This is a genomic window from Halomonas urmiana (genome assembly GCF_005780185.1).
GTDB classification, from domain to species: domain Bacteria; phylum Pseudomonadota; class Gammaproteobacteria; order Pseudomonadales; family Halomonadaceae; genus Halomonas; species Halomonas urmiana.
This window is the reverse complement of sequence record NZ_VBUI01000021.1, coordinates 20,049-45,553: the sequence shown is the minus strand read 5'-3', so window position 1 is coordinate 45,553 and position 25,505 is coordinate 20,049. Positions and strand designations below refer to the sequence as shown.

The window sequence follows — 25,505 nt, the reverse complement described above, 5'->3', positions numbered from 1 at the left end:
AGAGGTCTCAGATCGCCGCGTAGAGTCGGCCAGGATTGAAGATGCCCTTCGGGTCCATCTGGGCCTTCAGGTTGCGATGGTACTTCTCCACCACGGGTTCCAGCGGCATGAACGGGTCGGCCTGGCCCGGGCCATGGCGGTTGCCCAGGCAGGTAGCGTGTCCACCGGCGCGGGCGCAGGCCTCGCGCAGGGTGTCCGCCTCGAGGTCGCTGCGCAGCCAACGCTGGGTGCCGGCCCAGTCGTAGATCAGGTCCGCCTCCTCGACGCCGGGCAGGCACAGCGACGGGGTGTTGTGGGGTAGCGAGAGGCGCCACAGGACGCGGTCATCCTCGCGGGAGAAGAACGCCAGGCGCTGCTCGCGCAGGTCCTCCCAGAAGCCGTTGTCCAGCTCCTCGCCGCCCAGCCGCTCGCGGGTGGCGGCCACCGAACTCGGCCCGCCCTCCAGGCGTAGGTGCAGGGCGCCGTCGTGCCAGGCGGCGGCGGTGATGGGCAGCGGGGAGCGGCCCCACTCGGCCAGCTTCGCCAGGGCCTCGGCCAGCGGCATCTCGAGGCGCAGGCTGTGGCGGGCGCCGGGCGTCGGCAGCACCTTGAGCGACACCTCGGTGATCAGCCCCAGGGTGCCCTGGGCACCGACCATCAGCCGCGACAGGTCATAGCCGGCGACGTTCTTCATCACCTCGCCGCCGAAGCGCTGCTGGTGCCCCTCGTGGGTGATGACCCGGGTGCCCAGCACGAAGTCGCGCACGCTGCCGGCCCAGGGGCGGCGTGGGCCCGAGAGGCCGGTGGCGACCATGCCACCCACGGTGGCGCCCTCGCCGAAGTGGGGCGGCTCGCAGCCGAGCATCTGACCGTTGTCGGCCAGGGTGGCCTCCAGCTCGGCCAGCGGGGTGCCGGCGCGCACCGAGATGATCAGCTCCACCGGGTCGTAGGCGGTGATGCCGCGGTGCTCGCGGGTCGAGAGCGTCTCGATCTCCTCGGGGCGGCCCTGAATTTCTCGACCAAAGAAGGCCTTGGTGTCGCCGCCGGCGATGCGCAATGCCGTCCCCGCCTCGGCGGCCCGGCGCACGCGCTCGCCGAGCGCCTCACTGATGTCCTGGTCGGTCGATGTGGGTCGTGTCTCGGCCATGAGTAATCCTCAGAATCGGGGCAGCTCGGGGTGCGGGAGCTCGTTGTTGTGGACGTGCATGGCACCGAACTCGGCGCAGCGGGCCAGGGTCGGGATGTTCTTGCCCGGGTTGAGCAGGCGGTCGGGGTCGAAGGCCGCCTTCACCGCATGGAAGGTGGTCAGCTCGCCCGGGTTGAACTGGGCGCACATCTGGTTGATCTTCTCGCGGCCCACGCCGTGCTCGCCGGTGATCGACCCGCCCGCCTCGACGCACAGCTCGAGGATCTTGCCGCCGAGTTCCTCGGCCTGCTCCAGCTCGCCGGGACGGTTGGCATCGAAGAGGATCAGCGGGTGCATGTTGCCGTCGCCGGCATGGAAGACGTTGGCGACGCGCAGGCCGTAGGCCTCGGAGAGATCGCCGATGCCCTTCAGCACCCGCGGCAGCTCGCGGCGCGGGATGGTGCCATCCATGCAGTAGTAGTCGGGCGACATCCGGCCCACCGCGGGAAAGGCATTCTTGCGCCCGGCCCAGAAGAGGGCGCGCTCGGCCTCGTCCCGGGCCTGCTGGATGTCGGTGGCGCCGGCCTTCTCGAGCACCGCGCGCACGGTGGCGCAGTCGTCGTCGACGTCGGCCTCCACGCCATCCAGCTCGCAGAGCAGGATGGCCTCGGCCTCCACCGGATAGCCGGCCTTGACGAAGTCCTCGGCGGCGCGGATCGCCAGGTTGTCCATCATCTCGAGCCCGCCGGGGATGATGCCCGCGGCGATGATGTCGCCCACCGCGCGGCCGGCCTTCTCGACATCGTCGAAGCTCGCCATCAGCACCTTGGCGGTCTCGGGCTTGGGCAGCAGCTTGACGGTGATCTCGGTGACCACGCCGAGCATGCCCTCGGAGCCGGTGAACAGGGCCAGCAGGTCGAGGCCCGGGGCGTCCAGCGCCTCGCTGCCGAGCGTCATGCGCTCGCCCTCGATGGTGATGACCTCCACCTTCATCACGTTGTGCACGGTCAGCCCGTACTTCAGGCAGTGCACCCCGCCGGCGTTCTCGGCCACGTTGCCGCCGATCGAGCAGGCGATCTGTGACGAAGGGTCGGGGGCGTAGTAGAGCCCATAGGGCGCCGCCGCCTCGGAGATGGCCAGGTTGCGCACGCCGGGCTGGAGGCGGGCGATGCGGGCGTCCGGGTCCAGGTCGAGGATGCGATTGAAGCGCGACATCACCAGCAGCACGCCCTGCTCCAGCGGCAGCGCGCCGCCGGACAGGCCGGTGCCGGCGCCGCGGGTCACCACCGGTACGCCGAGCGCCCGGCAGCGCTTCATCAGCGTCTCGACCTGCTCGAGGGTCTCGGGCAGCGCCACCAGCATCGGCAGCACGCGATAGGCCGAGAGGCCGTCGCACTCGAAGGGGCGCAGGTCCTCCTCGCGGTGCAGCAGCGTGAGGCCCGGCGCCGAGCGCTGCAGGTCGGCCAGGACTTCGGCCTTGTCGGTAGGGGCCAGCTCGCCGTCGAGCCGTTCGTCGTAGAGGATGTTCATGGGGCTTCCTCGCTGGAGTGCCCATCGCCCACTGGGGCCGGGCACATGACCTGTGTGGCCCCAATCTGTGCCTTAATAGGGGGCGTGTCCAGTCTCTGGTTCGCTGGTCAGACCAGTCGTTGGTAGTATTGTGGAAAGTTTTTCCACAATACACCCTTGAGGCTCGCCCTGGCATCCCCGGAGAGCACGATCATGCCCCGTTACCATGAAGAGCTGCGGATCACCTCGCGCACGCCCGACGCCATCGCGGCCCGTCTCGAGGAGCTGATCCTCGACGGTGTGTTCCGCCCGGGCCAGCTGCTGCCCTCGGAGCGGCGGCTCAGCGAGCGCCTGCAGGTGTCGCGTGCCTCCCTGCGCGAGGCGCTGCGGACGCTGCGCAGCAAGGGTGTCATCGACACCCGCCAGGGGCGGGGCTCGGTGGTCGCTCCGCTGGTGTCGACGCCCCTGGATTCCCCCCTGATGTACCTCTTCCGCGATCATCCGCGGACCCTGTTCGACCTGCTGGAGGTACGGGCACTGCTCGAGGGCGAGTCGGCGAGCCTGGCGGCCAGCCGCGGCACGGCCTCGGACCGGGTGCTGATCACCCGCCGCTACCGGGAGATGGTCGACTACGTGGAGAGCGCCGAGACGATCGAGGCCGAGCGCTTGGCGCGCTTCGATCACGGCTTCCACCTGGCCATCTGCCAGGCCTCCCACAACCCGGTGCTGGTCCACACCCTGCAGAGCCTGACGGACCTGCTGCTGAGCTCGGTGTTCGCCTCGGTGAAGAACCTCTATCACCGTCCCCACTGTCGCGAGATGATCAATCGCCAGCACGCCCGACTGTATCGCGCGGTGATCGAGGGCAAGCCCGAACTCGCCCGGCGCGCCGCCCTGGAGCACCTCTCGAGCATCGGCGAGCAGCTGGGCGAGATCGAGGCGGAGGAGCAGCGCCTGGAGCGCTCGGCGATGCGGCTGGAGGAGTGGGAGTAGCGATGCCGAGCCAAACGCCTGAAGACGCACCGCCCCCACGGCCGAGCCGTGGGGGCGGTGCGCCGTTGTGGGTTCGCCTGGCCTCGGGCCAGGCTCACTCCGATCAGCCCAGGCTCAGCAGCGGGTCGCCGATGCCCAGTACGTAGAAGGCCACCAGGCCGAGCGCGCCGGCGGCAACGAGGTAGTAGAGCGTCGGCAGGATGGTCTTGCGGATGGTCTCGCCCTCGCGGCCCAGCAGGCCCACGGTAGCGGAGGCCGCGACCACGTTGTGGATGGCGATCATGTTGCCCGCCGCGGCGCCCACGGCCTGCAGGGCGACCATCATGGCGGTGGAGACGCCGAGCTGCTGGGCGACGTTGAACTGGAAGTCGGAGAGCATCAGGTTCGAGACGGTGTTCGATCCGGCGATGAAGGCCCCCAGGGCGCCTACGGCCGGCGCGAAGAGCGGGTAGACACCGCCCACCCCATCGGCGACGAACTGCGCCATGGCCACCGGCATGGAGACCAGGTCGGCGGCGTTGACGCCCGAGTTGATCAGGATCCGCACCATGGGGATGGTGAAGATCAGCACGAAGCCGGCGCCCAGCAGGGTGCGGCTGGACTCGCTGAAGGCCGCCTTTAGCTCACCCAGGCGCATGCGGTGCAGCACGGCGGTGACCAGCACCACCGCCAGCAGGATGCCGCCGGGCAGGTAGAGCGGCTGGATGCTGCCGGAGACGCCGGTCTCGCCGAGGATGTCGCTCCAGCCGAAGGCGAAGGAGGTGAGCGCACTCTTGAGCGGCTCGATGGTGCGCGAGGCCACCAGGAAGACGGCCAGCAGTACGTAGGGCACCCAGCCCATGACGGTGGTGATCGGGGTCTTGCCCACCACGTCCTCGGTCTTGATCACCAGCTTGCCGATCCACTGGTCCGGCCAGGCGGAGGAGGGCGGGAAGTCCCAGGTGTCCTTGGGCAGCAGGAAGCCGCGGCGGGCCGCCGGCACGACGATGGCGAGGCCGACCATGGCGCCGATCATCGACGGGAATTCCGGCCCCAGCAGCACGCCGGCCAAGGCGTAGGGCACCACGAAGCAGATTCCGGCGAAGAGCGCGAAGGGCGTGATGGAGAGCCCCTCCTTCCAGGAGCGGTTGGCGCCGAAGAAGCGCACCATGATCATCACCATGATCAGCGGCATCAGCACGCCGACGATGGCGTGGATCACCGCGACCTCGCCGGCGATCAGGTGATAGTACGCAAGCCAGCTCTGGCCGCCGGCGTCCAGGGCCTCGGTGATGCCGACGCGGTCTAGGCCACCGGTGACCCCGACTACGATCGGCGTGCCCACCGCACCGAAGGAGACCGGCGTGGACTGAATCATCATGCCCACCACCACGGCGGCCAGCGCCGGGAAGCCGAGCGCCACCATCAGCGGCGCGGCCACGGCGGCGGGGGTGCCGAAGCCCGAGGCCCCCTCGATGAAGCAGCCGAACAGCCAGGCGACGATGATCGCCTGCACGCGACGGTCCGGGCTGATGCCCGAGAAGCCGTTGCGGATGGCGGTGATCCCTCCGGAGTGTTTGAGGGTGTTGAGCAGCAGGATGGCGCCGAAGATGATCCACAGGATCGCCACGGTCAGCATCAGGCCCTGTAGGGTCGAGGCCAGGATCCGTGTGAAACTCATCTGCCAGGCGAGCAGGCCGATGAGCGCGGTGACCACGAAGACGATCGGCATGGCGACCCGGGCGGCCATGCGCAGGCCGATCAGCAGCACCCCGGCCAGCACCAGGGGCACGAAGGCGAACAGCGCGAGTGTGGTTTCGTTCATGGAGGGTTCCTTTCACATGGGAACGGTGGAGCGTTGGCGTGCCCGCTCAGGGCATGGTGAGCGGGCGACCTTAAGCGCAAGCCGTGGCCTTGACCACTGCTGGAACATTGGTCTGACCAAAGTTAAGCGTCCGGATCGTCTCATCGCCGACTCGTGAAAGAAGCTTCTATTCAATGACTTGTAACGCCTTCGCGCGCCTTGCACCGGCCGGGAGTGGGGTGAAGGAGTTAGACTAATGGGCAAGTCGCTGTCGCCGGATTACCGGGCGTGCGCGGCGTTGGCGGCGGCCGCAAAGGCTGGCACTATCGAGGGTCCTGAACCCGACACGAGGAGGCGGCATGACACGGGTGCTCTATGATCTCTGCGGCATCGACGAGGGGCTGCGTTTCTCGCCCTACTGCTGGCGAGTGCGCTACGCCCTGGCCCACAAGGGCCTCGAGGTGCAGACGCGCCCCTGGCACTTCACCGACAAGGAGGCCCTGGCCTTTGCCAGCCACGACAAGGTGCCGGTGCTCGTCGATGGTGACGAGGTGGTGACCGAGAGCTACGAGATCCTGCGCTACCTGGATCGCGCCTATCCCGAGGCGCCGCTGCTGGGCGAGGGGCTGGCCGAGACCCGGGCGCGCTTCTTCAAGTACTACGCCGAGCGCTCCCTGGCGCCGGCGATGCTGCGCACCATCATCATGGACCTGCTCAACGCCATCCATCCCGACGACCGCGCCTACTTCCGCGAGACCCGCGAGAAGCGTTTCGGCCGCACCCTCGAGGAGTTCCATTCGCCGGCCAAGGGCCTGGCCCAGCTCGATGCCGCCCTGGAGCCGTTGCGCGCCCAGCTCACGGACAGCGACTTCCTCGACGGCGACGCTCCGGCCGGCGCCGACTACCTGGTCTTCGGCAACTTCATGTGGGCGCGCTGCGTCTCCAGCGCCGACCTGGTCTCCAATGCCGACCCGGTGCACGGCTGGCTCGAGCGCATGCTCGACCAGCACGGCGGCCTCGGGCGCCGGGCCCTGCGCGTCACCGACATCGAGGGCGCCTATCGCTGAGGGGGCTTGTCCCTCGCTGACGTGACTCGTCTCTCATAACGCCCGGCTTCGGCCGGGCGTTGTCTTTCGGGGCTCTTCATGGACGTGCGGCATCCCCCATCAGGAGGATGTTGCGCTGCACAAAGCAGGCTGCTATGTTGCAATGCAGCACGGGGCGCATGCCCCCGCTGTCCACTACCGATGGAGGTGTTACATGAGCCAGGCAACCACACAACAAGCGACCGAACAGCTCGAGTCCACGTTCGTGGCACCCGCCCGCCGTCTCGGCGCCCTCAACCTCGACTACACCGAGAAGCTGGTCGCCGCCCAGTTCGACGCCGTGCGAGCCCTGACCGACCTGGGTCTCTCCCAGGCACGCGGCTGGCTCGACGTGCGTGACGCCGAGGGCCTGAAGAAGGCCGTGGACGCCCAGCAGAAGGCCAGTCAGGACATGGGCGAGCGCCTGCGGGGCGACGCCGAGAAGATCATGAGCCTGAGCCAGGAGTACGTTCGCGAGAGCCAGAAGCTCGCCGAGGACGGCATCAAGGCCGCCACCCCGGCCACCAAGTAAGGCTCGGCTGCGCTCGCCGGAGCCTCCGTAAAGACCGGGCGAGCGGGAGCCACGCCAACGTATACGGGCGCCATCTTCGGGTGGCGCCCGTTTGCGTCATGTAGGCGCGCTCGGCGCCGTCCGCTTTGCCTGCGGCTGCTCAGCCGTGATTGCGTCCCAGCAGCGCGATCACCTCATCGTCTTCCACCTGGCCGAAGTCGGCGAAGAACTGCCCCACGGCCCGGAAGTCCCGGGAGGTCTCCAGGCAGATCACCTCATCGGCCAGCGCCTCGAGCCGCGCCACGGTCTCGGGCGGCGCCGCCCCCAGGGCGGCGATCAGCCGTCGCGGGTCACGGGCCCGCAGGGCGGTGAGGGCAGCCGCCATGGTCGCGCCCGTGGCGCTGCCGTCGTCCACCACCACCACGATGCGCCCCCTGGGATCGATGGCCGAGCGCACCGGGGTATAGCGCCGGCGGCGCTCCTCGATCAGGGCCTGCTGGTGTTCCACCTCTCGATTCACCGCCTCCTCGCGGTAGTAGGCGGCGGCAGGCTCCAGGGCCACGCGGCCGTTTTCGTCGATTGCGCCAATCGCGTACTCCGGGTTGCTCGGCGCGCCCACCTTGCGCACCAGCACCACGTCCAGCTCGCCGTTCAGGGCATCGGCCATCCATCGCCCCATGGGCACCGCGCCGCGGGGGATGGCCAGGATCAGCGGGTTCTCTGTCTTGAGGTAGGAGAGGCGGTCGATGAGGTGTTCGGCCGCTTCGCGGCGATCACGAAACATGGCGGGCTCCCGGCTGATAGGTGTTCTCTCAGTGTAGGCCCTCGCTCCCGGCAAGCGCCCCTTCTTGCCGCGCTTCTCGTCCCGGTGGTCGAGTTCTTGGCGGGCGTCGGACGGCTACCTATCAGGGGAATGTGCTCCGTTTGTGCATTTAACGGAAATAATTTCCAGTATACAAAATTGTTAGGTAGTGTTGGACATGTTGTCCGTATGATGGCGACATCCTATGGGTGTCGCGTCGGTACGGAACGGTCTCGGTATAACACCAACAACCGGAGATGCCTGACATGTTCCAACGCACTTCCCAGCCGCTGGCCGCGGGCGCGGCCCTGTGCCTCGCCGTCGCCTCCGTCTCGGCCCAGGCCGCCACCTGGAGCGATACCGCCATTGGCTATCGCTACGGCACCCAGTTCCGGGAACCCGGCAATGGCGAGGACGTCGCCAAGCACGTCCTGCAGTTCACCCACGCGAGCGGCTACTCGCTGGGCCAGAACTTCTTCAACCTCGACCTGCTGCAGTCCGACAGCGCCGACCCCGCCCGCAACAGCGACGAGGGCGCCACCGAGGCCTACCTGGTCTATCGCCACCAGCTGCACGCCGGCAAGGTATTCGACGCACCGTTGGCCTTCGGACCGGTTAGGGACGTGGCGCTGAGCGGCGGCTTTGACCTCAACACCAAGAACACCGCCTTCGCGCCGCGCAAGCGCCAGTTGTTGCTGGGGCCGACCCTGAAGTTCGACGTGCCCCGGGGCTTTCTCGACCTCAGCCTCTTCTACTCCTATGAGTGGAATCACTGCGGCCTCGACGCCTGCGCGGCGCCGGGCAACGAGACCGACATCAGCTTCGACCCTTACTACCAGCTCAACCTGGCCTGGGGCCTGCCGTTTGAGGCGGGGGCGCTGCCGATGAAGTTTCAGGGCTTCTTCAACCTCAATGGCGAGAAGGGCGAGGACTATTTCGGTGCCGAGACCGCGGCCGAGCAGTTGATGCGCACCTCGCTGATGCTCGACGTGGGGCGGCTGGCCTGGGGCGGGGAGAACACCCTCTGGGTCGGCGCCGGCTACGAGTATTGGCGCAACAAGTTCGGCAATCAGGACAAGCCGGGCGTGGATACCGATGCCCTGATGCTCCAGCTGGAGTGGCATCTCTAACCTGCGCGGGTAAGGCCGCAGGCCTCGCATCCCACTGTCGGCGGTAAATGTATACTATTATAAAATCTTTTGTGTACGACTTTGTATCTAGTTGCATTTAAAATCGTACGACAATGTGGCAGCTTGTCTGGCATACAACAATTACCGCTCCCTCCCTCATAACAACAGCTGTGGTCCAACCATGCCAAACAATCCCAGGAACACCTCGATCTTCGATTTTTACGGCAGGCCACCCATCGGGAAGGCCCTGCCGCTCTCGCTGCAGCACGTGCTGGCGATGATCGCCGGCGTCATCACCCCGCCGATCATCATCGCCGGCGTAGTGGGGGCGACCCCGGCGGAGAAGCTACTGCTGATCCAGATCGCCGTGCTGGCCTCGGGGATCTGCACCCTGTTCCACCTCTACGGCGTCTGGAAGTTCGGCGCCCGCCTGCCGGCCATCTTCGGTGTGGGCTTCGCCTACGTGCCGACCCTGATCGCGGTGGGCGGCCAGTTCGGCATCGAGGGCATCCTCGGCGCCCAGCTGGTGGGCGGCATCACCATGATGGTGGTGGGCTACTTCATTCAGTACATCCGCCATCTCTTCCCGCCGGTCGTCGCGGGCACCGTGGTGCTGGTCATCGGCCTGTCGCTCTACGACATCTCGATTCGCTACATGGCCGGCAGCGGCAACGTCAATGCGCCGAACTTCGGCGAGCCGCTCAACTGGGTGGTGGGGATCGTCACGCTGCTGACGGTGCTGGCGGCCTCTCAGTTCGGGCGCGGCGTGGTCAAGCTCTCGGCGATCATCGTCGGCATCCTGGTCGGCTACCTGCTGTCGCTGGCGCTGGGCATGGTCAGCTTCGAGGCCGTGGCCAACGCCCGCTGGATCGCCGTGCCGGAGGTGATGCCCTTCGAGATGGAGTTCCACACCGCCGCCATCGTCTCCATGGTGGTGATCTGCGTGATCAACTCCGTACAGACCATCGGCGATCTCTCGGCCACCAGCGTGGCGGGCATGAACCGCGAGCTGAAGACCAAGGAGCTGACCGGTGGCCTGCTGGGCAACGGCCTGACCACCGCGGCGAGCGCCTTCTTCGGCGCCCTGCCGACCTCCACCTTCAGCCAGAACGTCGGCATCGTGGCCATGACCAAGGTGATCAGCCGCTCGGTGCTGGCCATCGCCGGCGTGTTCATGATCGCGGCCGGCCTCAGCCCTAAGTTCGGCGCCATCATGACCACCATCCCCTACCCGGTGCTGGGCGGGGCCACCATCACGGTGTTCGGCATGATCACCATGACCGGCATCCAGCTGCTGATCAAAGACGAGCTCTCCGCCCGCAACATGACCATCGTCGGGCTGGCGCTGGCGCTGAGCCTTGGCATCTCCTCGGTGCCGTCGGCCATCGAGCAGTTCCCGGCGATGCTGCAGAACGTGATCGGCGGCGCGCCCATCGTGGTGGCGGCGATCACCGCCTTCGTGCTCAACATCGCGCTGCCGAAGAAGTCGCTGTCGGACGAGGCGCGAGAGCGTGAGGAGATCGCCAGGGCGGATGCCGAGGCGGCCGGCGCCAACGCCGATGCATCGGATGGTGGCGATGACCCAGGCCGTGCCTCCCGGGTGGCGAGCGCCACCAAATAGCACGACCGGTAAGCCGGCGAGCGCGGATGCCCGGCCATGAGCGGCCGGGCATCCGCGTCGGCGTGTCCGAGGGAGTGACGGCGCCGCGCCCGCACCGCTCGTGTGATCGGTGAGCCGACGCCGGTGGCACACAACGGCGGAGCATAAAAAAACGAGCCGCCGGCAGGCCGGCGGCTCGTCGATGCAGGGGCGGTCTCGGTGTGTGCCCGAAGGCGCCGACCGCCTGGGCTCAGCCCAGGCGGGCCTGCAGGCGGAAGCGGGCGATGCGGTTGATCTGCTCGACCGCGGTGCGGCGCTCCTCGGCCTGATCGTTCTCCAGGCGTGTCTCGAAGGCGGCCAGGATGTCATGACGGTCGTTGCCCTTGACGGCCATCACGAAGGGGAAGCCGAACTTCTCCTTGTAGGCGGCGTTGAGGCGCTCGAACCGCGCCATCTCCTCGGGCGTGCACTGGTCCAGGCCGGCACCGGCCTGCTCGCGGGTGGAGTCGTCGGTGAGCTCCCCGGCGATGGCGGCCTTGCCGGCCAGGTCCGGGTGGGCGCGGATCACCTCGAGCTGGCGCTCGGCACTGGCGCCGGTGAGCACCCGCCCCATGGCCTCGGCCAGGCCCTCGGGCGTGTCCTGTTTGCCGCCCAGGCCCTGCTGCCAGGCCAGCTCGGCGACCCAGGGGGAGTGCTCGTAGATCTCGCCGTACTGCTCGACGAAGCGCGCCTGGTCGAGCTCGCTGGGGCGAGGGGTAAGGGTGTTGTCGCTCATGCCGTGACCTCCATTGCGGGTGGTGATGCGTGTCTCGCAAGACAGACTTCGACTGTATACAAAAAATGCTTTGAAATGTACTCCCTTTCGAGCTAAAAATGTCTGTATCGACATCCGGGAGGGCGCCCCGGTCGTCGCCATACACTTGCTCGCCGGTCACCCGCGCCACGGGAGCCGGCTACCGCGTAGAGGAGAGACTCATGGGACGCTTGACCACACATGTGCTGGACACGGCACAGGGCCGACCGGGGCAGGGCATTCGCATCGAGGTCTACCGCCTCGAGGGCGAGAGCCGCCAGCGCATCGGCGAGGTCGTGACCAACGATGACGGCCGCTGCGATGCCCCGATCCTGGAGGGCGAGGCCTTCACCGCGGGCGAATACGAGCTGGTCTTCCATGCTGGCGAGTATCTCGATCGCCAGGGCCTGGCCGGCGATACCCCGCGCTTTCTCGACGTGATCCCGCTGCGCTTCGGCGTCGCCGATGCCTCGCAGCACTATCACGTGCCGCTGCTGGTATCGCCCTACAGCTACTCCACCTATCGCGGCAGCTGAGCCCCTCGGCGCCGCTGGCCCGGGCTCCCTGCCCGGGCGATGACGAACAACGAACAAGACGAGAGCTGACTCATGCAAGCGTATCTCCTGGACTTTGCCAACCTCCTGCTGCGGTGGTTGCATGTGATCGCCGCCGTGGCCTGGATCGGCGAGTCCATCTACTTCGTGATGCTGGACAACGGCCTGCGGCCACCCAAGGCCGACGAGGACAAGAAGAAGGGCGTGTTCGGCGAGATGTGGGCCGTGCACGGCGGCGGCTTCTACCACAACCAGAAGTACGCCAGCGCCCCGGCGAAGCTGCCCGCGGACCTGCACTGGTCGTTCTGGAAGGCCTACACCACCTGGCTCTCCGGTTTCGGCCTGTTCGTGCTGCTCTACATGACCAATCCCGGCTTCTACCTGGTCAACCCGGGCAGCGACTGGGCCTGGGCCGCCGAACTGACCGGCTGGCAGGCCAACGCGGTAGCGCTGTTCTTCCTGCTGTCGGGCTGGGTGGTCTACAACGAGCTGTGTAAGCGCATCAGCCCCAACATGGAGCGCGACGGCATCCTGAGCTTGGCCGTGGCGGTGATGATGGTGGTGGTCGCCTACCTGAGCACCCAGATCTTCGCCGGCCGCGCCGCCTTCCTGCTCACCGGTGCGGTGATGGCCACCGCCATGTCGGCCAACGTCTTCTTCTGGATCATCCCGGGTCAGCGCCGCATGGTGAAGGCGATGAAGGCCGGTGAGACCCCGAACCCGATCGATGGCAAGCGCGGCAAGCAGCGCTCGGTCCACAACACCTACTTCACGCTGCCGGTGGTGCTGCTGATGCTCAGCAACCACTATTCCTTCACCTACACCCATGAGCTCTCCTGGGTGATCATGGCGCTGTTCATCTTCGCCGGCGCGCTGATTCGCCAGTTCTTCGTGCTGATGCACGCGGGCTCCATCCAGCCGGCCTACCCGGCGGCGGGCGTCGCGCTGATCCTGGTGGCGATCTGGGTCGGTGCGCCGAGCGGCAACGACGGCGTGGCCACGGCCGCCGTGTCGTCCTCGGTGAGCGGCGAGGCGCCGACGCCGGCCGCCTCGGGTTCGCTCGGCGAGGTGCATGCGATCATCGAGCAGCGTTGCGTGAGCTGCCATGCTCAGTCGCCCGAGCATGCCGGCTTCGCGGCGGCGCCGGCCGGGGTGATCCTCGAGACCGAGGATCAGCTGCTGCGCCAGATCGACCAGGTCCGCCAGGTGGTGGCGAGCGGCTACATGCCGCTGGGCAACATCACCCGGATGACCGACGAGGAGCGTGCGGAGGTGGCCGCCTGGACCCCGTAAGCTGAGGTCGTGGCCTTGCGTTGCTGCCAGCCGCCCGCCTTTTTGGCGGGCGGCTGTCGTGTTGGGGGCCGAAAAGCGTATACAATGATCGATATATCGGGTTTTCCACGGAGGCGTAGCGGCCATGAACCAGCGTCAGTTCGTTGCCGGGGACAAGTCCGGCGACGGCGGGGGCCGCCCCGGCAAGAACGGCGATGGCCCCAAGCGGCACGAGGCGATCTACCAGTCGATCAGCGATGCGATCATCGAGCACCGTCTCAAGCCCGGGGCGCGCCTGCGCGAGGACGCCCTGGCCGAGGTGTTCGGCATCAGCCGCACCGGGATCCGCAAGATCCTGCAGCGCCTGGCCCTGGAGCAGCTGGTGACCCTGACGCCGCGCCGCGGGGCCAGCGTGACGCGGCCCACCGCCGATGAGGCCAAGGACGTCTTCGATGCGCGGCTGATGGTCGAGTGCGGCCTGATGCCGGAGATCGCCCGGCGGATCACCGCCGAGGACCTGGTCGCGCTGCGCGACATGGCACAGCGCGAACGCCAGGCCCTGAAATCCGGCGAGCAGAGCACGGCGATCCGGCTCTCGGCGGATTTTCATACGCGCCTGGCGAGCATCTCGGGCAACGCCACCCTGGCCGACTTCGTCGAGCGGCTCTGCTCGCGCTCCTCGTTGATCCTCGCGGTCTACGGCAACGCCGGCCACCTGGGCTGCGAGTCCCACGACCACGACGATCTGATCGGCTATCTGGAGGCCGGCAACGGCGAGCGCGCCGAGGCCTTCATGGGCCGCCACCTGAAGGCCATCGAGGCCTCGCTGTCGATCCACGTCGAGGAGGACGAAGCGCCGGACCTGTTCGAGATATTCTCCGGCTAGCGCCTTCCTTCGCCGCGCCAACGACGACGCGCCCCGTGCCAGTGGCACGGGGCGCGTTGCGTTGCGGGCGCTTTCGAGAGTCGGTATCGACGCTACAGCGAGGTGCGCCGCACCGGGAAGGCGCCGGGGAAGATTTCGTGCTCCGGCGGGTGGCGGTGGGTGCGCTCCGGGTAGGAGGCGCGCAGGCGATCGAACTGACGCTGCGCCTGATCGGCCAGGCGAGTGAGGTCGATGCCCTTGATCTGCCGATCCTGGGCGATCGTCCTGCCGTTGACGATGACCCGCGTGAAGTCCCGCCCGGAGCCACTCATGATCATGGTCTGGATGGGATCTATGAGCTGGCCGAGGTGGAAGCCACTCAGGTCGAAGACCGTGATATCGGCCTTGGTCCCCGGCGCGAGCCGGCCCAGGTCGGGACGGTTCAGGGCCTTCGCCCCCGCCAGGGTGGCGGCCGTGTAGTAGTCGGCCGCCGAGCAGGCCGACTCGTCGCCCTCCACCAGCCGGGTCGCCATGATGCCCGTGTGCAGGTTGGTGATGACGTCCGGGGGGAAGGTATCCGTGCCCAAGCCGACGTTGATGCCGCGGCGCTGCATCCGGGCAAACGAATCCATGAAGTGGCCCATGCGCGCGCTCACCATGGGACACTGCACCAGGGTCGCGTCGGCGCCTGCCAGGGCGTCGAGGTCCTGCTCGACGCTCGCCGTCGTCGGTCGATGGCCGCCGAGGCGAATGCCGTGGGGCAGCAGGGCGCGGCGGTCCAGGAAGCCGATCTCGTCCAGCAGGCCGATGGAAGAGCGGCCGAAGCGCTCCTCCATGGTCTCGATCTCCAGCGGGGACTGGCAGCAGTGCAGGCGCACGGGACAGTCGAGGGCGCGCGCGGCCTGAGCCGTCTGCTCCAGCAGCTCCCGGGTGCAGCACTCGATGCGATCGGGCGCCAGCATGCCGCGCACCAGGCCGTCGGCGTAGCCCTCGTAGTCCTTGACGAAGGCGATGGCGGCCTCGAGGCCCCGCCTGCCCCGCGCCTCGTCCCAGTGGATGCCGAAGCGCCCGTCGGGGTGGACCACCGAGGCCCCGGTGCGGTAGGCCGGCCCCAGGTAGAGGCGGATGCCGAGCTCGGCGCCGATCGCCGCGGCGCGGGCGAACTCCGTGTAGGTCTCGTCCCACTCCCGGTAGAGCAGGGAGGTGATGGGCAGCGCCGTGGTCACGCCGTTGAGCAGCAGCTGGGCAAAGGCGTACTCCTTCTTGGTGTCCTCCTCCTCTGCGGTGTAGGCCTCGCGGGGGCCTTGCTCGACGTAGGTGCTGGCCCAGACCCGGCCGTGGCGCCAGCCCGGCGCGTTGTCGAAGCCGAGCACCGTGGAGTCCAGGTCCGCCAGGGCATCCAGGTCGATGAAACCGGGACCGACCACGGCGTTGCCGGCATCTATGCGCTCGTCCACCGGCCCATCGTAGCCGTAGCCGACGTGAATGATGGTGTCGCCCTCATAGACGACCTCCCCGTCGGGGAGGATGACATGGCCCTGGCCGTCGTAGCCGACGACGTAGCGGCCGGTGATCAGTGTCCTCGTCATCGAGGCCTCCTGTGGGGTAGCGGTCAGTCTCGGATCAGGCAGTCGCCGTCGGCGGCCACCAGGCGGCCGTGCTTGATCACGGCGATACGCGGGGCACGATTCATCATCGCCTCGACGCGGGTCTCCCCGGCCACCACGGCGAGGTCGGCCCGGCAGCCCGGCGCCACCCCGTAGGCCTCGGCCTCCATGACCGTCGCGCCGCCCTGGGTGACGATATCGAGGGTGTGCTCGAGGTCCTCGTCGTGCCGGAAGCCGCTGCGAAAGCCCACCAGCATGGCGCGCTCCAGCATGTCGGCGTTGCCGTAGGGGCCCCAGGAGTCGCGGATGCCGTCGGAGCCGCAGCACAGGGTGACGCCGGCGTCGAGCAGGCGGCGCACCGGGGGGAACTCGATGTGGCCGGGACCGTGGGTCATGATGGCGATGCGGTTGTCGAGCAGCAGCCTCGTCAGCTGCTCGAGGTAGGCGTCGTCGACCATGCCCAGGCAGAAGGCGTGGCTCACCGTGACCCGACCCTGCATGCCCAGTGCCGCGGTGCGCTCGGCGATCAGCTCGAGGGCGAAGGCGCCCAGCATGCCGGGTTCATGCAGGTGGATGTCCACGCCGCGCCCCTGCTGCTCGGCGAGGGCGAAGATGCTGTCGAGGTGCCCGACGGGATCGCGATCCATGCTCGAGGGATCGATGCCGCCCACCAGGTCGGCGCCGGCGCGCATCGCCTCGGCCATCAGCTCCTTGGTGCCGGGGCGCACCAGCAGCCCGCTCTGGGGAAAGGCGACGATCTGCATGGTCAGGGCGTCACGGAAGCGCTCCCGGGTCGCCAGCACGCCCTCGAGGTGGGCCAGGCCGACGTCGGTGTCGATATCGACGTGGGTGCGGATATGGGTGGTGCCCATGGCGATGGCCTGGCGCACCTGGTTGGCCGACTGCTCGGCCGGCGAGTAGCCGAGCTGGCGCCTGACCTCGCGCTCGTTGGCGATGCGCTCGGCGATGGTCGGGCCGGCGCTGTGGCGGTGCCACGGCTGGCCCCAGTGGGTCTTGTCCAGGTGGGTGTGGGCATCCACCAGGCCGGGGAGCAGGATGCCGCCTCGGCCATCCACGACGCGCGCCTCGGGCGCCTCGAGCGATGGGCCCACGCGGCTGATGTGGCCGTCGCGGATCAGCACGTCCTGGGCCTCGCCCTCGAGCGGACGAACGTTGCGCAGCAGCAGGGGATTCGACATGCACGCCTCCTTGTTGTGTCGATGCTCTAGTCGACCGTCTGGTCGATGTCATGGCTCGTGACGGGGGTGGCGCACGCCGCGGTGACGCCATGCTCGGCCACGGTCTCCTGGGTGGCGCGCCACTCCTCCAGGCTTGGCCGGGGCAGCTCGAACTGCGTCTCGGCGTAGAAGTAGGCGTCGGCGTGCAGGCGCGCCAGGGGGTGGTAGGCCTCGGGACGCACCCGCAGCGTGGCCGGGTCGATGTACTCGTCCTGCACGTGCATGTGCAGCACCTCGCCGACGATCACCGAGCGGTTGGGGTACTCCAGGGACTCGGTCTTGCGGCACTCCAGCGCCACCGGCGCCTCCTGGATGCGCCTGGCGCGCAGGTGGCGGCTGGGCACCAGGGTCAGCCCCGCGGCCGAGGCCTCGTCCTCCTCGGGGGCGAAGTCCAGGGAGGTGGTGATCATGTGTGGCGCGATCCGTTCATTGACCAGGTTCACCACGAACTCCCCGCTGTCGTGGATGTTGCGGGTGGTGTCCTTGAAGCGTCCGTCCGGGCGGTGCTGGATGCCCAGGATCAGGATCGGCGGTTCGTCGCCGAACACGTTGAAGAAGCTCATCGGCCCGGCGTTGGACACCCCGTCGGCATCGACGGTGGTGACCAGGGCGATGGGGCGCGGCACGATGAAGCTGACCAGCAGCTTGTAACGCTCCTGCTTGGTCAGTTCGCTGAAATCGAAATCCATGGTCTCTTCCTTTCCGGAGTCTCTCGAGCAGGGCTCAGTCGGTGGCGATGAGTCGCCCTTCCTCGACCGCATGGCAGGCGACGAAGCCGCGTTCGACGTTGTGGATCGGCAGGGGCACCTCCTGCTGGCAGCGCGCCGTGGCGTGCGGGCAGCGCGGATGGAAGGCGCAGCCGCTGGGGGGATCCAGTGGGCTCGGCACCTCGCCGCCCACCGGCGTGCGCGCGCGGCCGGTCATCTCCAGGTCGGGAATGGAGTCGAGCAGCATGCGCGTGTAGGGGTGCTGGGGCCGCCGGAACAGCTCGTGCTTCTCGCCGACCTCGACCAGCCGCCCGAGGTACATGACGCCCACCCGGTCGGAGATGTGGTAGACCACCGAGAGGTCGTGGCTGATGAACAGGTAGGTCAGGTCGTGCTGCTGCTGCAGCTCCTTCATCAGGTTGAGGATCTGCGCCTGCACCGAGACGTCCAGCGCCGAGGTCGGCTCGTCGCAGACGATGAACTCGGGGTTGCTGGCCAGCGCCCGGGCGATGGAGATGCGCTGGCGCTGGCCCCCCGAAAACTCGTGGGGATACTTCTCGCTGTCCTGGGCGTTGAGGCCGACCCCCTCCAGCAGCTCCTTGACGCGCTGTTTGATCTCGGCCTTGCCCTCGAGCAGGCCGAAGACCTGGATCGGCTCGGCGATGATCTCGCCCACCCGCCAGCGCGGATTGAGGCTGGCATAGGGGTCCTGGAAGATCATCTGCAGCCGGTGACGCACGGCGTCCATGTCCCGCCGGCTGTGGCGGGCGATATCCTGCCCCTCGAACTCGATGCTGCCGTCCGTGGTGCCATTCAGCCCCACGACCAGCTTGGCGATGGTCGATTTTCCACAGCCGGACTCGCCGACCAGGCTGAAGGTTTCGCCGCGATAGATCTCGAAGTCGACACCATCCACCGCCTTGACGATCTGCCTGCCCTTGCGCTCCAGCAGGCGGTTGAGCAGCGGCGGCGAGACGTCGAAATGGCGTTTCAGGTTGGTGATGCGAAACACCGGCTGCTCCGCGGAGGAGTCGACGCTCGCCCCGGCGTTCTGCGAGGCCGCCAGCGGCGCGGCCTCGCGCATGCTTGCTGACATGGTTTCGGTCATGTTCATGGTCCCTGCCTCCTTAATCATGGTGGTCGACCAGCGTGTCGGCGGTGGCCCGCGCCTGGGGTGGCGGGGTGGCGCCCTCCTCGACGAGCCAGCAGGCGGCCGCGCCCTCGTCGACGGCGATCAGGTCGGGGCGTTCGACTCGACAACGTTCGAAGGCATGCGGACAGCGTGGGTTGAAGGCGCAGCCTTCGGGAATGGCGGTCAGTCGCGGCATCGAGCCCTCGATCTGCTCGAGGCGTTCGACATCATGGAGGATGGTGGGAATGGAGTTCATCAGGCCCTGGGTGTAGGGGTGCTTGGCATGTTTGATGACGTCGGCAACGGGGCCGACCTCCACCAGGCGTCCGGCATACATCACCGCCACGCGATCGGCGGCCTCGGCGATCACCCCCATGTCGTGGGTCACCAGCATCACGGCGGTGCCATGCTCCCGGCACAGGCGCTTGAGCACCGTGATGATCTGCGCCTGCACCGAGACGTCCAGGGCGGTGGTCGGCTCGTCGGCGATCACCAGCTTGGGATCGGCGCACAGTGCCAGGGCGATGACCACACGCTGGCGCATGCCCCCGGAGAACTGGTGCGGGTACTGGTCGATGCGCGTCTCCGGCGCCGGCAGGCCGACCTCGGCCAACAGCTCGATGGCGCGCTGGCGCGCCTGGGCCCTGTTCATCGGCAGGTGGGTGCGAATGGTCTCGATGAGCTGGCGGCCGACCGTGTAGAGCGGGTTCAGGCTGGTCAGCGGGTCCTGGAAGATGGCGCCGATACGCCGACCGCGCAGGCGCCGCAACTCGTCCTGGGAGAGGTTGTCGATGCGCTGGCCTTCCAGGCGAATCTCGCCGCCGGAGATGCGCCCGGGGCTCTCCAGCAGGCCGGTGATCGCGGTGCCGGTCAGCGACTTGCCGGCGCCGGATTCGCCGACCACGCCCAGGATCTCTCCCGGGGCGATCTGCAGCGAGATGCCGTCGATGGCCTTCAGGGCGCCGTGGCGGGTATCGAATTCGATGTGCAGGTCATGCACGTCCAGCACGGGGGAGGTGTTGTTGTGTTCTGTCATGATTGCCTCGCTCAGCGCAGTTTGGGGTTGAGGGCATCGCGGAGCCAGTCGCCCAGCAGATTCACCGACAGCACCAGCAGCACCAGTACGGCGGAGGGGAAGATCACGACCCACCAGACGCCCGAGAACAGGAACTCGTTGCCGATGCGAATCAGCGTGCCGAGCGAGGGTTCGGTGGGTGGCATGCCCACGCCCAGGAAGGAGAGGGCGGCCTCGATCAGGATGGCGATCGCCAGGTTCACCGTGGCCACCACCAGGATCGGTCCGATCACGTTGGGCAGGATGTGCTTGGCCATGATCGAGCGCGAGCGCAGGCCGATGACGCGGGCGGCCAGCACGTATTCCCGGTTCTTCTCGACCAGGGTGGAGCCGCGCACGGTGCGCGCATACTGCACCCAGGTGGTCAGGCCGATGGCCAGTATCAGTACGAAGATCACGGCGTCGTGCTGCATCTCGGGCGGCAGGACGCCGCGGGCGACGCCGTTGATCAGCAGGGCCACCAGGATCGGCGGGAAGCTGATCATGACGTCGGCGATGCGCATGATCAGCGCATCGACCGTGCCACCCACGTAGGCGGCCAGCAGGCCGAGACAGACCCCCAGCGTCATGGCGAAGGCGACGCTCGCCAGGCCCACCAGGATCGAGATCCGGGCGCCGTAGAGCAGGGCCGACAGCACGTCGCGTCCCTGGCCGTCGGTGCCCAGCAGGAAGGCCGGGTCGCCGCCCGCGACCCAGGCGGGAGGCAGCTCGCTGTTGAGCAGGCTCAGCGTGCTGACATCGAAGGGATCGTGGGGGGCGATCCAGGGGGCGAAGATCGCCGCCAGGATCAGGGTGACCACCACCACGAAGGCGACGATGGTGATCGGTGAGCGACGAAAGCTGTAGAACAGGTCACTGTCGATGAACCTGCGCCAGTCGTCGTTGAGTCGTTGCGTTACGGTGCTCATAACTAGGCTCCTCAGGCGCCGGTGGTGTTCTTGCCCGCATCGACGCGCAGGCGCGGATCGACCACGAAATAGAGCATGTCGACGATGGTGTTAATGACCACGAAGATCAGCGACACCATGACCAGGTAGGCGGACATCACCGGGATATCCACGAAGCTCACCGCCTGCATGAACAGCAGTCCCATGCCCGGCCATTGGAAGACCGTCTCGGTGATGATGGCGAAGGCGATCAGGGCGCCGATCTGCAGCCCGGTAATGGTGATCACCGGCATCAGGGTGTTGCGCAGGGCATGGCCGAAATGCACGGCCCGGTTGGTCAGCCCGCGCGCCCGGGCGAAGCGGATGTAGTCGGTCTTGAGGACCTCCAGCATCTCCGCTCTGACCAGTCGCATGATCAGGGTGATCTGGAACAGTGACAGGGTGATCACCGGCATGATCAGCGCCTTGATGCCGCTGACGGTCAGGAGTCCGGTGCTCCAGCCGCCGATCTCCACGACGTCGCCGCGGCCGAAGGAGGGCAGCCAGTTGAGCCACACCGAGAACACCAGGATCAGCAGGATGCCTGTGACGAAGGTCGGCACGGAAATCCCGGCCAGCGAGACACCCTGTAACAGGTGGCTGAGCCAGCTGTCGCGCCGCAGGGCGGTGTAGACGCCCATGGGAATGCCGATCACCAGCGACAGCACCACCGCAGCGAAGACCATCTCCATGGTGGCCGGAAGCCGCTCGGCGATCAGGTCCGAGACCGGCCGCTGATTGCGATAGGAGATGCCGAAGTCACCCTGCACGGCGTTGGTGACGAAGTGGCCGAACTGGAGGGGCAGCGGGTCGTTCAGGCCGAGCCGCTCCTGCAGTTCGGTGCGCTGCTCGAGCGTGGCGTCCTGGGGCAGCATGTTGGTGACCGGATCACCGACGAAGCGAAACATGCTAAAGGCGATGAAGGCGACCGTGAGCATGACCAGCGCGCCCTGCAGTAGCCTGCGAATCAGGAATGCAATCATGATATTGCCCTATCCCGTTGGGAGGTGAGGGGGTGGACGACGGCCCGGTTCAGGCCGTCGCCTGCCAGCGCAAGGGCGGGCTTATTCGACGGTGGCGTACCACAGTCGCACCTTGTTATCCGGCGTCTGGGGCAGCTGGATGTTGTCGTTGGTGGCCCAGATCAGCGGCTGCTGGTGGAGGGGAATCAGCGGGACCTCGGCCTTGGTGATGGCGAAGGCCTCGGCGATCATCGACAGGCGTTCCTGCTCGTCCTGGGCGACGGAAATCTTCTCGACGAGTGTGTCGACCTCGGCGTTTTCATAGCCGCCGGGGTTCCAGGCGCCGTACTTGTCGTGCGGGCTGGTCAGCACCTGGGAGAGGATGCTGAAGGAGTCGAGCATCGGCAGGGTGGCCCAGCCGAACATCCAGACATCGGAGCCGCCGTTCAAGGCCGTCTGCCAGTGGTTGCTGGCATTGCGCGCATTGACCCGGGTCTCGACGCCGACCCGCGCCCACATGGCGGCGATCGCCTGGCAGATCTCCTCGTCGCGGACATAGCGATCGTTGGGGCAGTCCAGGCCGATGCTGAAGCCATCGGGGTAGCCGGCCTCGGCGAGCAGCTGCCGGGCGGCCTCGGGATCATAGGGGAAGCGCTCGTCGAGCGAGGCATCGTAGCCGGGCACGGCCGGGGCCACCGGCAGGGCCGCGTTGCGCGACTTGCCGCGCATCAGCTTGTCGCGGATCAGCTCCATGTTGATGGCCTGATAGAGCGCCTTGCGCACGCCCAGGTCGCGCAGCGGGTTGTCACCGCTGTCCCCCAGCGTCTCCGGTGACTGGTTGAGCGCCAGCATGATGGTCCGCAGCCCCGGCGTCTCGAGAATGTTGAACCCCGGGGCGTTCTCCAGGCGGGAGATATCCTGCAGCGGCACGCTCAGCATCATGTCGATCTGCCCGGAGAGCAGGGCCGATACCCGCGTGGCGTCCGAAGCGATGGGGGTGAACTCGATGCGCGTCAGGTTGTGCTGGGCCTCGTCCCACCACTGCTCGTTGACGGTGAGCACCGTCTCGGCGTCTGGGCGGCGGATATCCAGCACGAAGGGACCGGTGCCGTTGGTGTGCGTGGTGGCGTAGCTCTGCTCCCCCTTGCTGGGGTCGACGGGATTCAGCGCGCCGTGTTCGTCCATCCACGTCTTGTCGAGGACATAGACGTTGGTGAGATCGTTGAGCAGCAGGGGGTAGTTGCCGTTCAGGTGAATGTCGACGGTGTACTCGTCGACCTTCTCGACCTTCGCCACGGCGGGCAGGTTGCCGCGGATGGGCGAATCCGGATGGGTGGCCCGCTGCAGCGAGGCGACCACGTCCTCGGCGGTGAAGGCGCTGCCGTCGTGGAAGGTCACTCCCTCGCGCAGGGTAAAGCGCCACAGGTCGGGCTCCACCACTTCCCAGCCGGTGGACAGCGCCGGCTCGATCTCCAGCTCCTTGTTGTAGCGCACCAGCGGCTCGTAGATATGGTGCAGGAAGGCCAGAGTCGGGCTGATGGCCTGGCCGTGGGGATCCATCGAGTAGACGTCGGAGGTGTCCGCCCAGGTGATAGTGTTAGCATGAGCCGAGCCTATCAGTATGCTGCTCGACAGAAGAGAAAGCACAAACTTTTTATGTATGTTTTGCATGGTGGTCTTCTCCACTCGGTTATTGTTAACTAATTGAAATTATTATTTTTCGTGTGCCGGTTATAGGTCCAGGCATGTTTATTAACTAGTGCCAGGATTTCGCCATTTTCATACCAATGAATGTCCAAGGTTGCGACATTGGAAGTGCTATAAATGAATCTTGATGTTACGTGGGTGCGCGCTCCAGTTGATGATATGGATTTAGTGCTGAGGGTTCCGGTGAGCTGTATCGAGAAAAGTCTTCGAAGCGCCCGGTGAAGGCCTTGGCGCGCGGGAAGGCCAGGTCGCCCACCTTGCTGGTGCCGAGTCCCAGGCCGACCAGCGCCTCGCTGAGCTTGACCGCGGCGGTCACACCCTCGACCACCGGCAGGCCGACGGCCTCGCTGATCTCGTTGGTGAGGTCGGCCATGCCGCCGCAGCCCAGCACGATGGCGCCGATGCCGTCCTCGTCGCGGGCGCGGCGGCCCTCCTCGATGATGCGGGTGAGCGCGGCGTCGCCGTCATCCTCCAGGTCGAGCACCGGGATCTCGGCGGCGCGGACCCGCCGGCAGTGCTGGCCGAAGCCGTACTGCTCGAGCAGGTGCTCGGCGATGATGCCGGTGCGGCCCAGGGTGGTGACCACCGAGAAGCGGGTGCTGATCAGCGTGGCCATGTGGAAGGCCGCCTCGGCGATGCCGATGACCGGGGCCCGGGTCAGCTCGCGGGCCGCCAGCAGGCCCGGGTCGCCGAAGCAGGCGATGATGTAGGCATCTACGCCGTCGCGCTCGCCGGCCATCACCTCCTCGAGCACGCCCACGGCGCTGATGGCTTCGTCGAAGTGACTCTCGATGGAGACCGGCCCGTGCGCCGGCTGGGTGGCAGTGATGACGGTGCCGGGGGCGGCGATGCCCTGGGCGGCGGTGCCGATGGTGTCGGTCATGCCGCGGGTGGTGTTGGGGTTGATGACGCGAATCTGCATGGGGGTCTCTCGCTGTCTCATTATTTTTGTGAACAAGGAATTTATTTCTTGTACACAAAATAGGATGCCAAGGTCGGCAAATCAAGTCCGGATGGAGCAGTGATGCAGCCCCATAAAACCTTTAAAATCAGGAGCATGAATAATAATTAGAGAAAAAGTTGTGCCGTCATGCAATGTATACAACATGTTGTATTTACTTCTCTTTATGGAATGCATACATTTTTCTCTTTCTAGTGAATACAATAGCGGCGGTGACGACTTGCCCTTCGTCATCGCGGCGCCCTGACGGAGACGGACGCCCCCTGGGAGGGCGAAGACACGGGCGAATCCGGCGCGAGATGACGACGCGGCGCCTTTCCTTTGGCGTGGGGGGTTGATTTCTTGTATACAAAATTGGAGTCTGAGGGACGCGCCTCGGCTCGATCGGAGGAAATGCAATGCGCCTGCTGATGCTCAACGGCAATACCAACGCCGCCATGACCGATGCCATGGCCGCTCGGGCCAGGGCCTTTCTCGGCGAGGCGGTCGAGGTGGACGCCGAGACGGCCGAGCAGGGCGTGGCCTACATCGGCTCGCGGCGCGACTGCGCCCTGGCCGGTGCCGCCGTGGTGGCGAGTCTCGAGGCGCGAGGCGCGCAGGAGCACGCGGCCGTGCTGCTGGCCTGCTTCGGCGAACCGGGGCTGGCGGCGGCGCGCGAGATCAGCTCGGTGCCGGTGATCGGCCTGCTCGAGGCCGCGGTGCTCTCGGCGCTGCAGCTCGGCGGTCGCTTCTCGATCGTGACCCCCGGGCATCGCTGGCCGCGGATGATCGAGGACGTGCTCCACGACCTGGGCGCCGCGCGTCATTGCCTTGGCATCACGCCGGTCGAGATCGGCGACCTGGCCCTGCCGGCCGAGCGCGATGCCGCCCGCGAGCGGGTGCAGGCGGCCGTCGACGACCAGCAGGAGCGGTTCTCGCACGAGGCGATCATCATCGGCGGGGCCGCCTTCGCCGGCCTGGCCGCGGGGCTCGCCACGTCTCCCGGAACGCGGCTGATCGACTCCCTGGACGCCGGCCTGGCCCAGAGCTTGGCGCTGATGCAGCTGACTGCCGACTGACAGGGGATCTTGCAACTATAATGGGCACAATCTACTATTTAATTGTATACATTTAGTGTTGCTCAAAATGGCCGCCATGTGCCATCGAGCCAGCCCCTAACCATCGGCCCCTAACAAGAAGGAAGCTACG

At 67.1% G+C, this 25,505-nt stretch carries 23 protein-coding genes; 9 read left to right on the top strand and 14 right to left on the bottom strand.

Annotated features, from left to right (window positions below; genetic code table 11):
- Window positions 1–7 precede the first annotated feature (7 nt).
- Together glcE and glcD are read right to left on the bottom strand one after the other, a co-directional pair.
- Complete coding sequence (glcE, locus tag FEI13_RS13730) at window positions 8–1,126, bottom strand: glycolate oxidase subunit GlcE (protein ID WP_138182087.1); 1,119 nt, start codon at window positions 1,124–1,126, stop codon at window positions 8–10.
- A 9-nt stretch (window positions 1,127–1,135) separates the two neighbouring features.
- Window positions 1,136–2,635 (bottom strand): glycolate oxidase subunit GlcD, encoded by a 1,500-nt coding sequence (gene glcD, locus FEI13_RS13725; protein ID WP_138182086.1) that lies wholly within the window; start codon window positions 2,633–2,635, stop codon window positions 1,136–1,138.
- Between the two features lie 192 nt (window positions 2,636–2,827).
- On the opposite strand from glcD, the gene glcC reads away from it, so the two are divergent.
- On the top strand, window positions 2,828–3,607 hold the full coding sequence (gene glcC / locus FEI13_RS13720; RefSeq protein ID WP_138182085.1) for a transcriptional regulator GlcC: 780 nt from the start codon (window positions 2,828–2,830) through the stop codon (window positions 3,605–3,607).
- A gap of 103 nt (window positions 3,608–3,710) precedes the next feature.
- Here glcC and FEI13_RS13715 read toward each other — a convergent pair whose 3' ends face one another.
- Complete coding sequence (locus tag FEI13_RS13715; RefSeq protein WP_138182084.1) at window positions 3,711–5,411, bottom strand: L-lactate permease; 1,701 nt, start codon at window positions 5,409–5,411, stop codon at window positions 3,711–3,713.
- A gap of 338 nt (window positions 5,412–5,749) precedes the next feature.
- On the opposite strand from FEI13_RS13715, the gene FEI13_RS13710 reads away from it, so the two are divergent.
- Both FEI13_RS13710 and FEI13_RS13705 read left to right on the top strand, forming a co-directional pair.
- The gene (locus FEI13_RS13710; protein ID WP_138182083.1) at window positions 5,750–6,457 is read left to right on the top strand and encodes a glutathione S-transferase N-terminal domain-containing protein; all 708 of its coding nucleotides are present in this window, start codon (window positions 5,750–5,752) and stop codon (window positions 6,455–6,457) included.
- Between the two features lie 193 nt (window positions 6,458–6,650).
- Window positions 6,651–7,007 carry a phasin family protein gene (locus FEI13_RS13705; protein ID WP_138182082.1) on the top strand — a complete coding sequence of 119 codons (357 nt, stop codon included), beginning with the start codon at window positions 6,651–6,653 and terminating at the stop codon, window positions 7,005–7,007.
- Window positions 7,008–7,146: 139 nt separating this feature from the next.
- Here FEI13_RS13705 and FEI13_RS13700 read toward each other — a convergent pair whose 3' ends face one another.
- Window positions 7,147–7,824 carry a phosphoribosyltransferase gene (locus FEI13_RS13700; protein WP_338035088.1) on the bottom strand — a complete coding sequence of 226 codons (678 nt, stop codon included), beginning with the start codon at window positions 7,822–7,824 and terminating at the stop codon, window positions 7,147–7,149.
- 230 nt (window positions 7,825–8,054) lie between these two features.
- Here FEI13_RS13700 and FEI13_RS13695 point away from each other — a divergent pair, with 230 nt between their 5' ends.
- Both FEI13_RS13695 and FEI13_RS13690 read left to right on the top strand, forming a co-directional pair.
- Window positions 8,055–8,918: a hypothetical protein gene (locus FEI13_RS13695; protein WP_138182080.1), complete on the top strand. Its 864-nt coding sequence runs from the start codon at window positions 8,055–8,057 to the stop codon at window positions 8,916–8,918.
- A gap of 181 nt (window positions 8,919–9,099) precedes the next feature.
- Window positions 9,100–10,539, top strand: a complete 1,440-nt coding sequence (locus tag FEI13_RS13690; RefSeq protein WP_138182079.1) for a uracil-xanthine permease family protein — start codon at window positions 9,100–9,102, stop codon at window positions 10,537–10,539.
- 229 nt (window positions 10,540–10,768) lie between these two features.
- Here FEI13_RS13690 and uraD read toward each other — a convergent pair whose 3' ends face one another.
- The gene (uraD, locus tag FEI13_RS13685; RefSeq protein ID WP_138182078.1) at window positions 10,769–11,293 is read right to left on the bottom strand and encodes a 2-oxo-4-hydroxy-4-carboxy-5-ureidoimidazoline decarboxylase; all 525 of its coding nucleotides are present in this window, start codon (window positions 11,291–11,293) and stop codon (window positions 10,769–10,771) included.
- A 200-nt stretch (window positions 11,294–11,493) separates the two neighbouring features.
- Between uraD and uraH the strand changes: the two genes are divergently transcribed.
- From uraH to FEI13_RS13670, 3 genes are all read left to right on the top strand, one after another.
- Window positions 11,494–11,847, top strand: a complete 354-nt coding sequence (uraH, locus tag FEI13_RS13680) for a hydroxyisourate hydrolase (protein WP_138182077.1) — start codon at window positions 11,494–11,496, stop codon at window positions 11,845–11,847.
- Between the two features lie 72 nt (window positions 11,848–11,919).
- A complete protein-coding gene (locus FEI13_RS13675; RefSeq protein ID WP_138182076.1) occupies window positions 11,920–13,158 on the top strand; it encodes a urate hydroxylase PuuD in 1,239 nt (412 codons plus the stop codon).
- A gap of 124 nt (window positions 13,159–13,282) precedes the next feature.
- Entirely contained in the window at window positions 13,283–14,023 is a 741-nt protein-coding gene (locus FEI13_RS13670; protein ID WP_138182075.1) for a GntR family transcriptional regulator, read from the top strand.
- A gap of 92 nt (window positions 14,024–14,115) precedes the next feature.
- Here FEI13_RS13670 and FEI13_RS13665 read toward each other — a convergent pair whose 3' ends face one another.
- From FEI13_RS13665 to FEI13_RS13625, 9 genes are all read right to left on the bottom strand, one after another.
- On the bottom strand, window positions 14,116–15,591 hold the full coding sequence (locus tag FEI13_RS13665) for an amidohydrolase family protein (RefSeq protein WP_138182074.1): 1,476 nt from the start codon (window positions 15,589–15,591) through the stop codon (window positions 14,116–14,118).
- Window positions 15,592–15,614: 23 nt separating this feature from the next.
- Window positions 15,615–16,808, bottom strand: coding sequence for an amidohydrolase family protein (locus FEI13_RS13660; protein ID WP_138182073.1), 1,194 nt, complete (start codon window positions 16,806–16,808; stop codon window positions 15,615–15,617).
- A 26-nt stretch (window positions 16,809–16,834) separates the two neighbouring features.
- Window positions 16,835–17,536 carry a flavin reductase family protein gene (locus tag FEI13_RS13655; protein ID WP_138182072.1) on the bottom strand — a complete coding sequence of 234 codons (702 nt, stop codon included), beginning with the start codon at window positions 17,534–17,536 and terminating at the stop codon, window positions 16,835–16,837.
- A gap of 34 nt (window positions 17,537–17,570) precedes the next feature.
- Entirely contained in the window at window positions 17,571–18,668 is a 1,098-nt protein-coding gene (locus FEI13_RS13650) for an ABC transporter ATP-binding protein (protein WP_275668752.1), read from the bottom strand.
- A gap of 13 nt (window positions 18,669–18,681) precedes the next feature.
- Complete coding sequence (locus FEI13_RS13645) at window positions 18,682–19,722, bottom strand: ABC transporter ATP-binding protein (protein WP_138182071.1); 1,041 nt, start codon at window positions 19,720–19,722, stop codon at window positions 18,682–18,684.
- Window positions 19,723–19,733: 11 nt separating this feature from the next.
- Window positions 19,734–20,669 (bottom strand): ABC transporter permease, encoded by a 936-nt coding sequence (locus FEI13_RS13640; protein WP_138182070.1) that lies wholly within the window; start codon window positions 20,667–20,669, stop codon window positions 19,734–19,736.
- 11 nt (window positions 20,670–20,680) lie between these two features.
- A complete protein-coding gene (locus tag FEI13_RS13635) occupies window positions 20,681–21,670 on the bottom strand; it encodes an ABC transporter permease (protein WP_138182069.1) in 990 nt (329 codons plus the stop codon).
- An 81-nt stretch (window positions 21,671–21,751) separates the two neighbouring features.
- Complete coding sequence (locus FEI13_RS13630; protein ID WP_240036530.1) at window positions 21,752–23,209, bottom strand: ABC transporter substrate-binding protein; 1,458 nt, start codon at window positions 23,207–23,209, stop codon at window positions 21,752–21,754.
- Window positions 23,210–23,486: 277 nt separating this feature from the next.
- Window positions 23,487–24,278 (bottom strand): aspartate/glutamate racemase family protein, encoded by a 792-nt coding sequence (locus FEI13_RS13625; RefSeq protein ID WP_138182068.1) that lies wholly within the window; start codon window positions 24,276–24,278, stop codon window positions 23,487–23,489.
- Window positions 24,279–24,715: 437 nt separating this feature from the next.
- Here FEI13_RS13625 and FEI13_RS13620 point away from each other — a divergent pair, with 437 nt between their 5' ends.
- Window positions 24,716–25,375 carry an aspartate/glutamate racemase family protein gene (locus FEI13_RS13620; RefSeq protein WP_138182067.1) on the top strand — a complete coding sequence of 220 codons (660 nt, stop codon included), beginning with the start codon at window positions 24,716–24,718 and terminating at the stop codon, window positions 25,373–25,375.
- Window positions 25,376–25,505 lie beyond the last annotated feature (130 nt).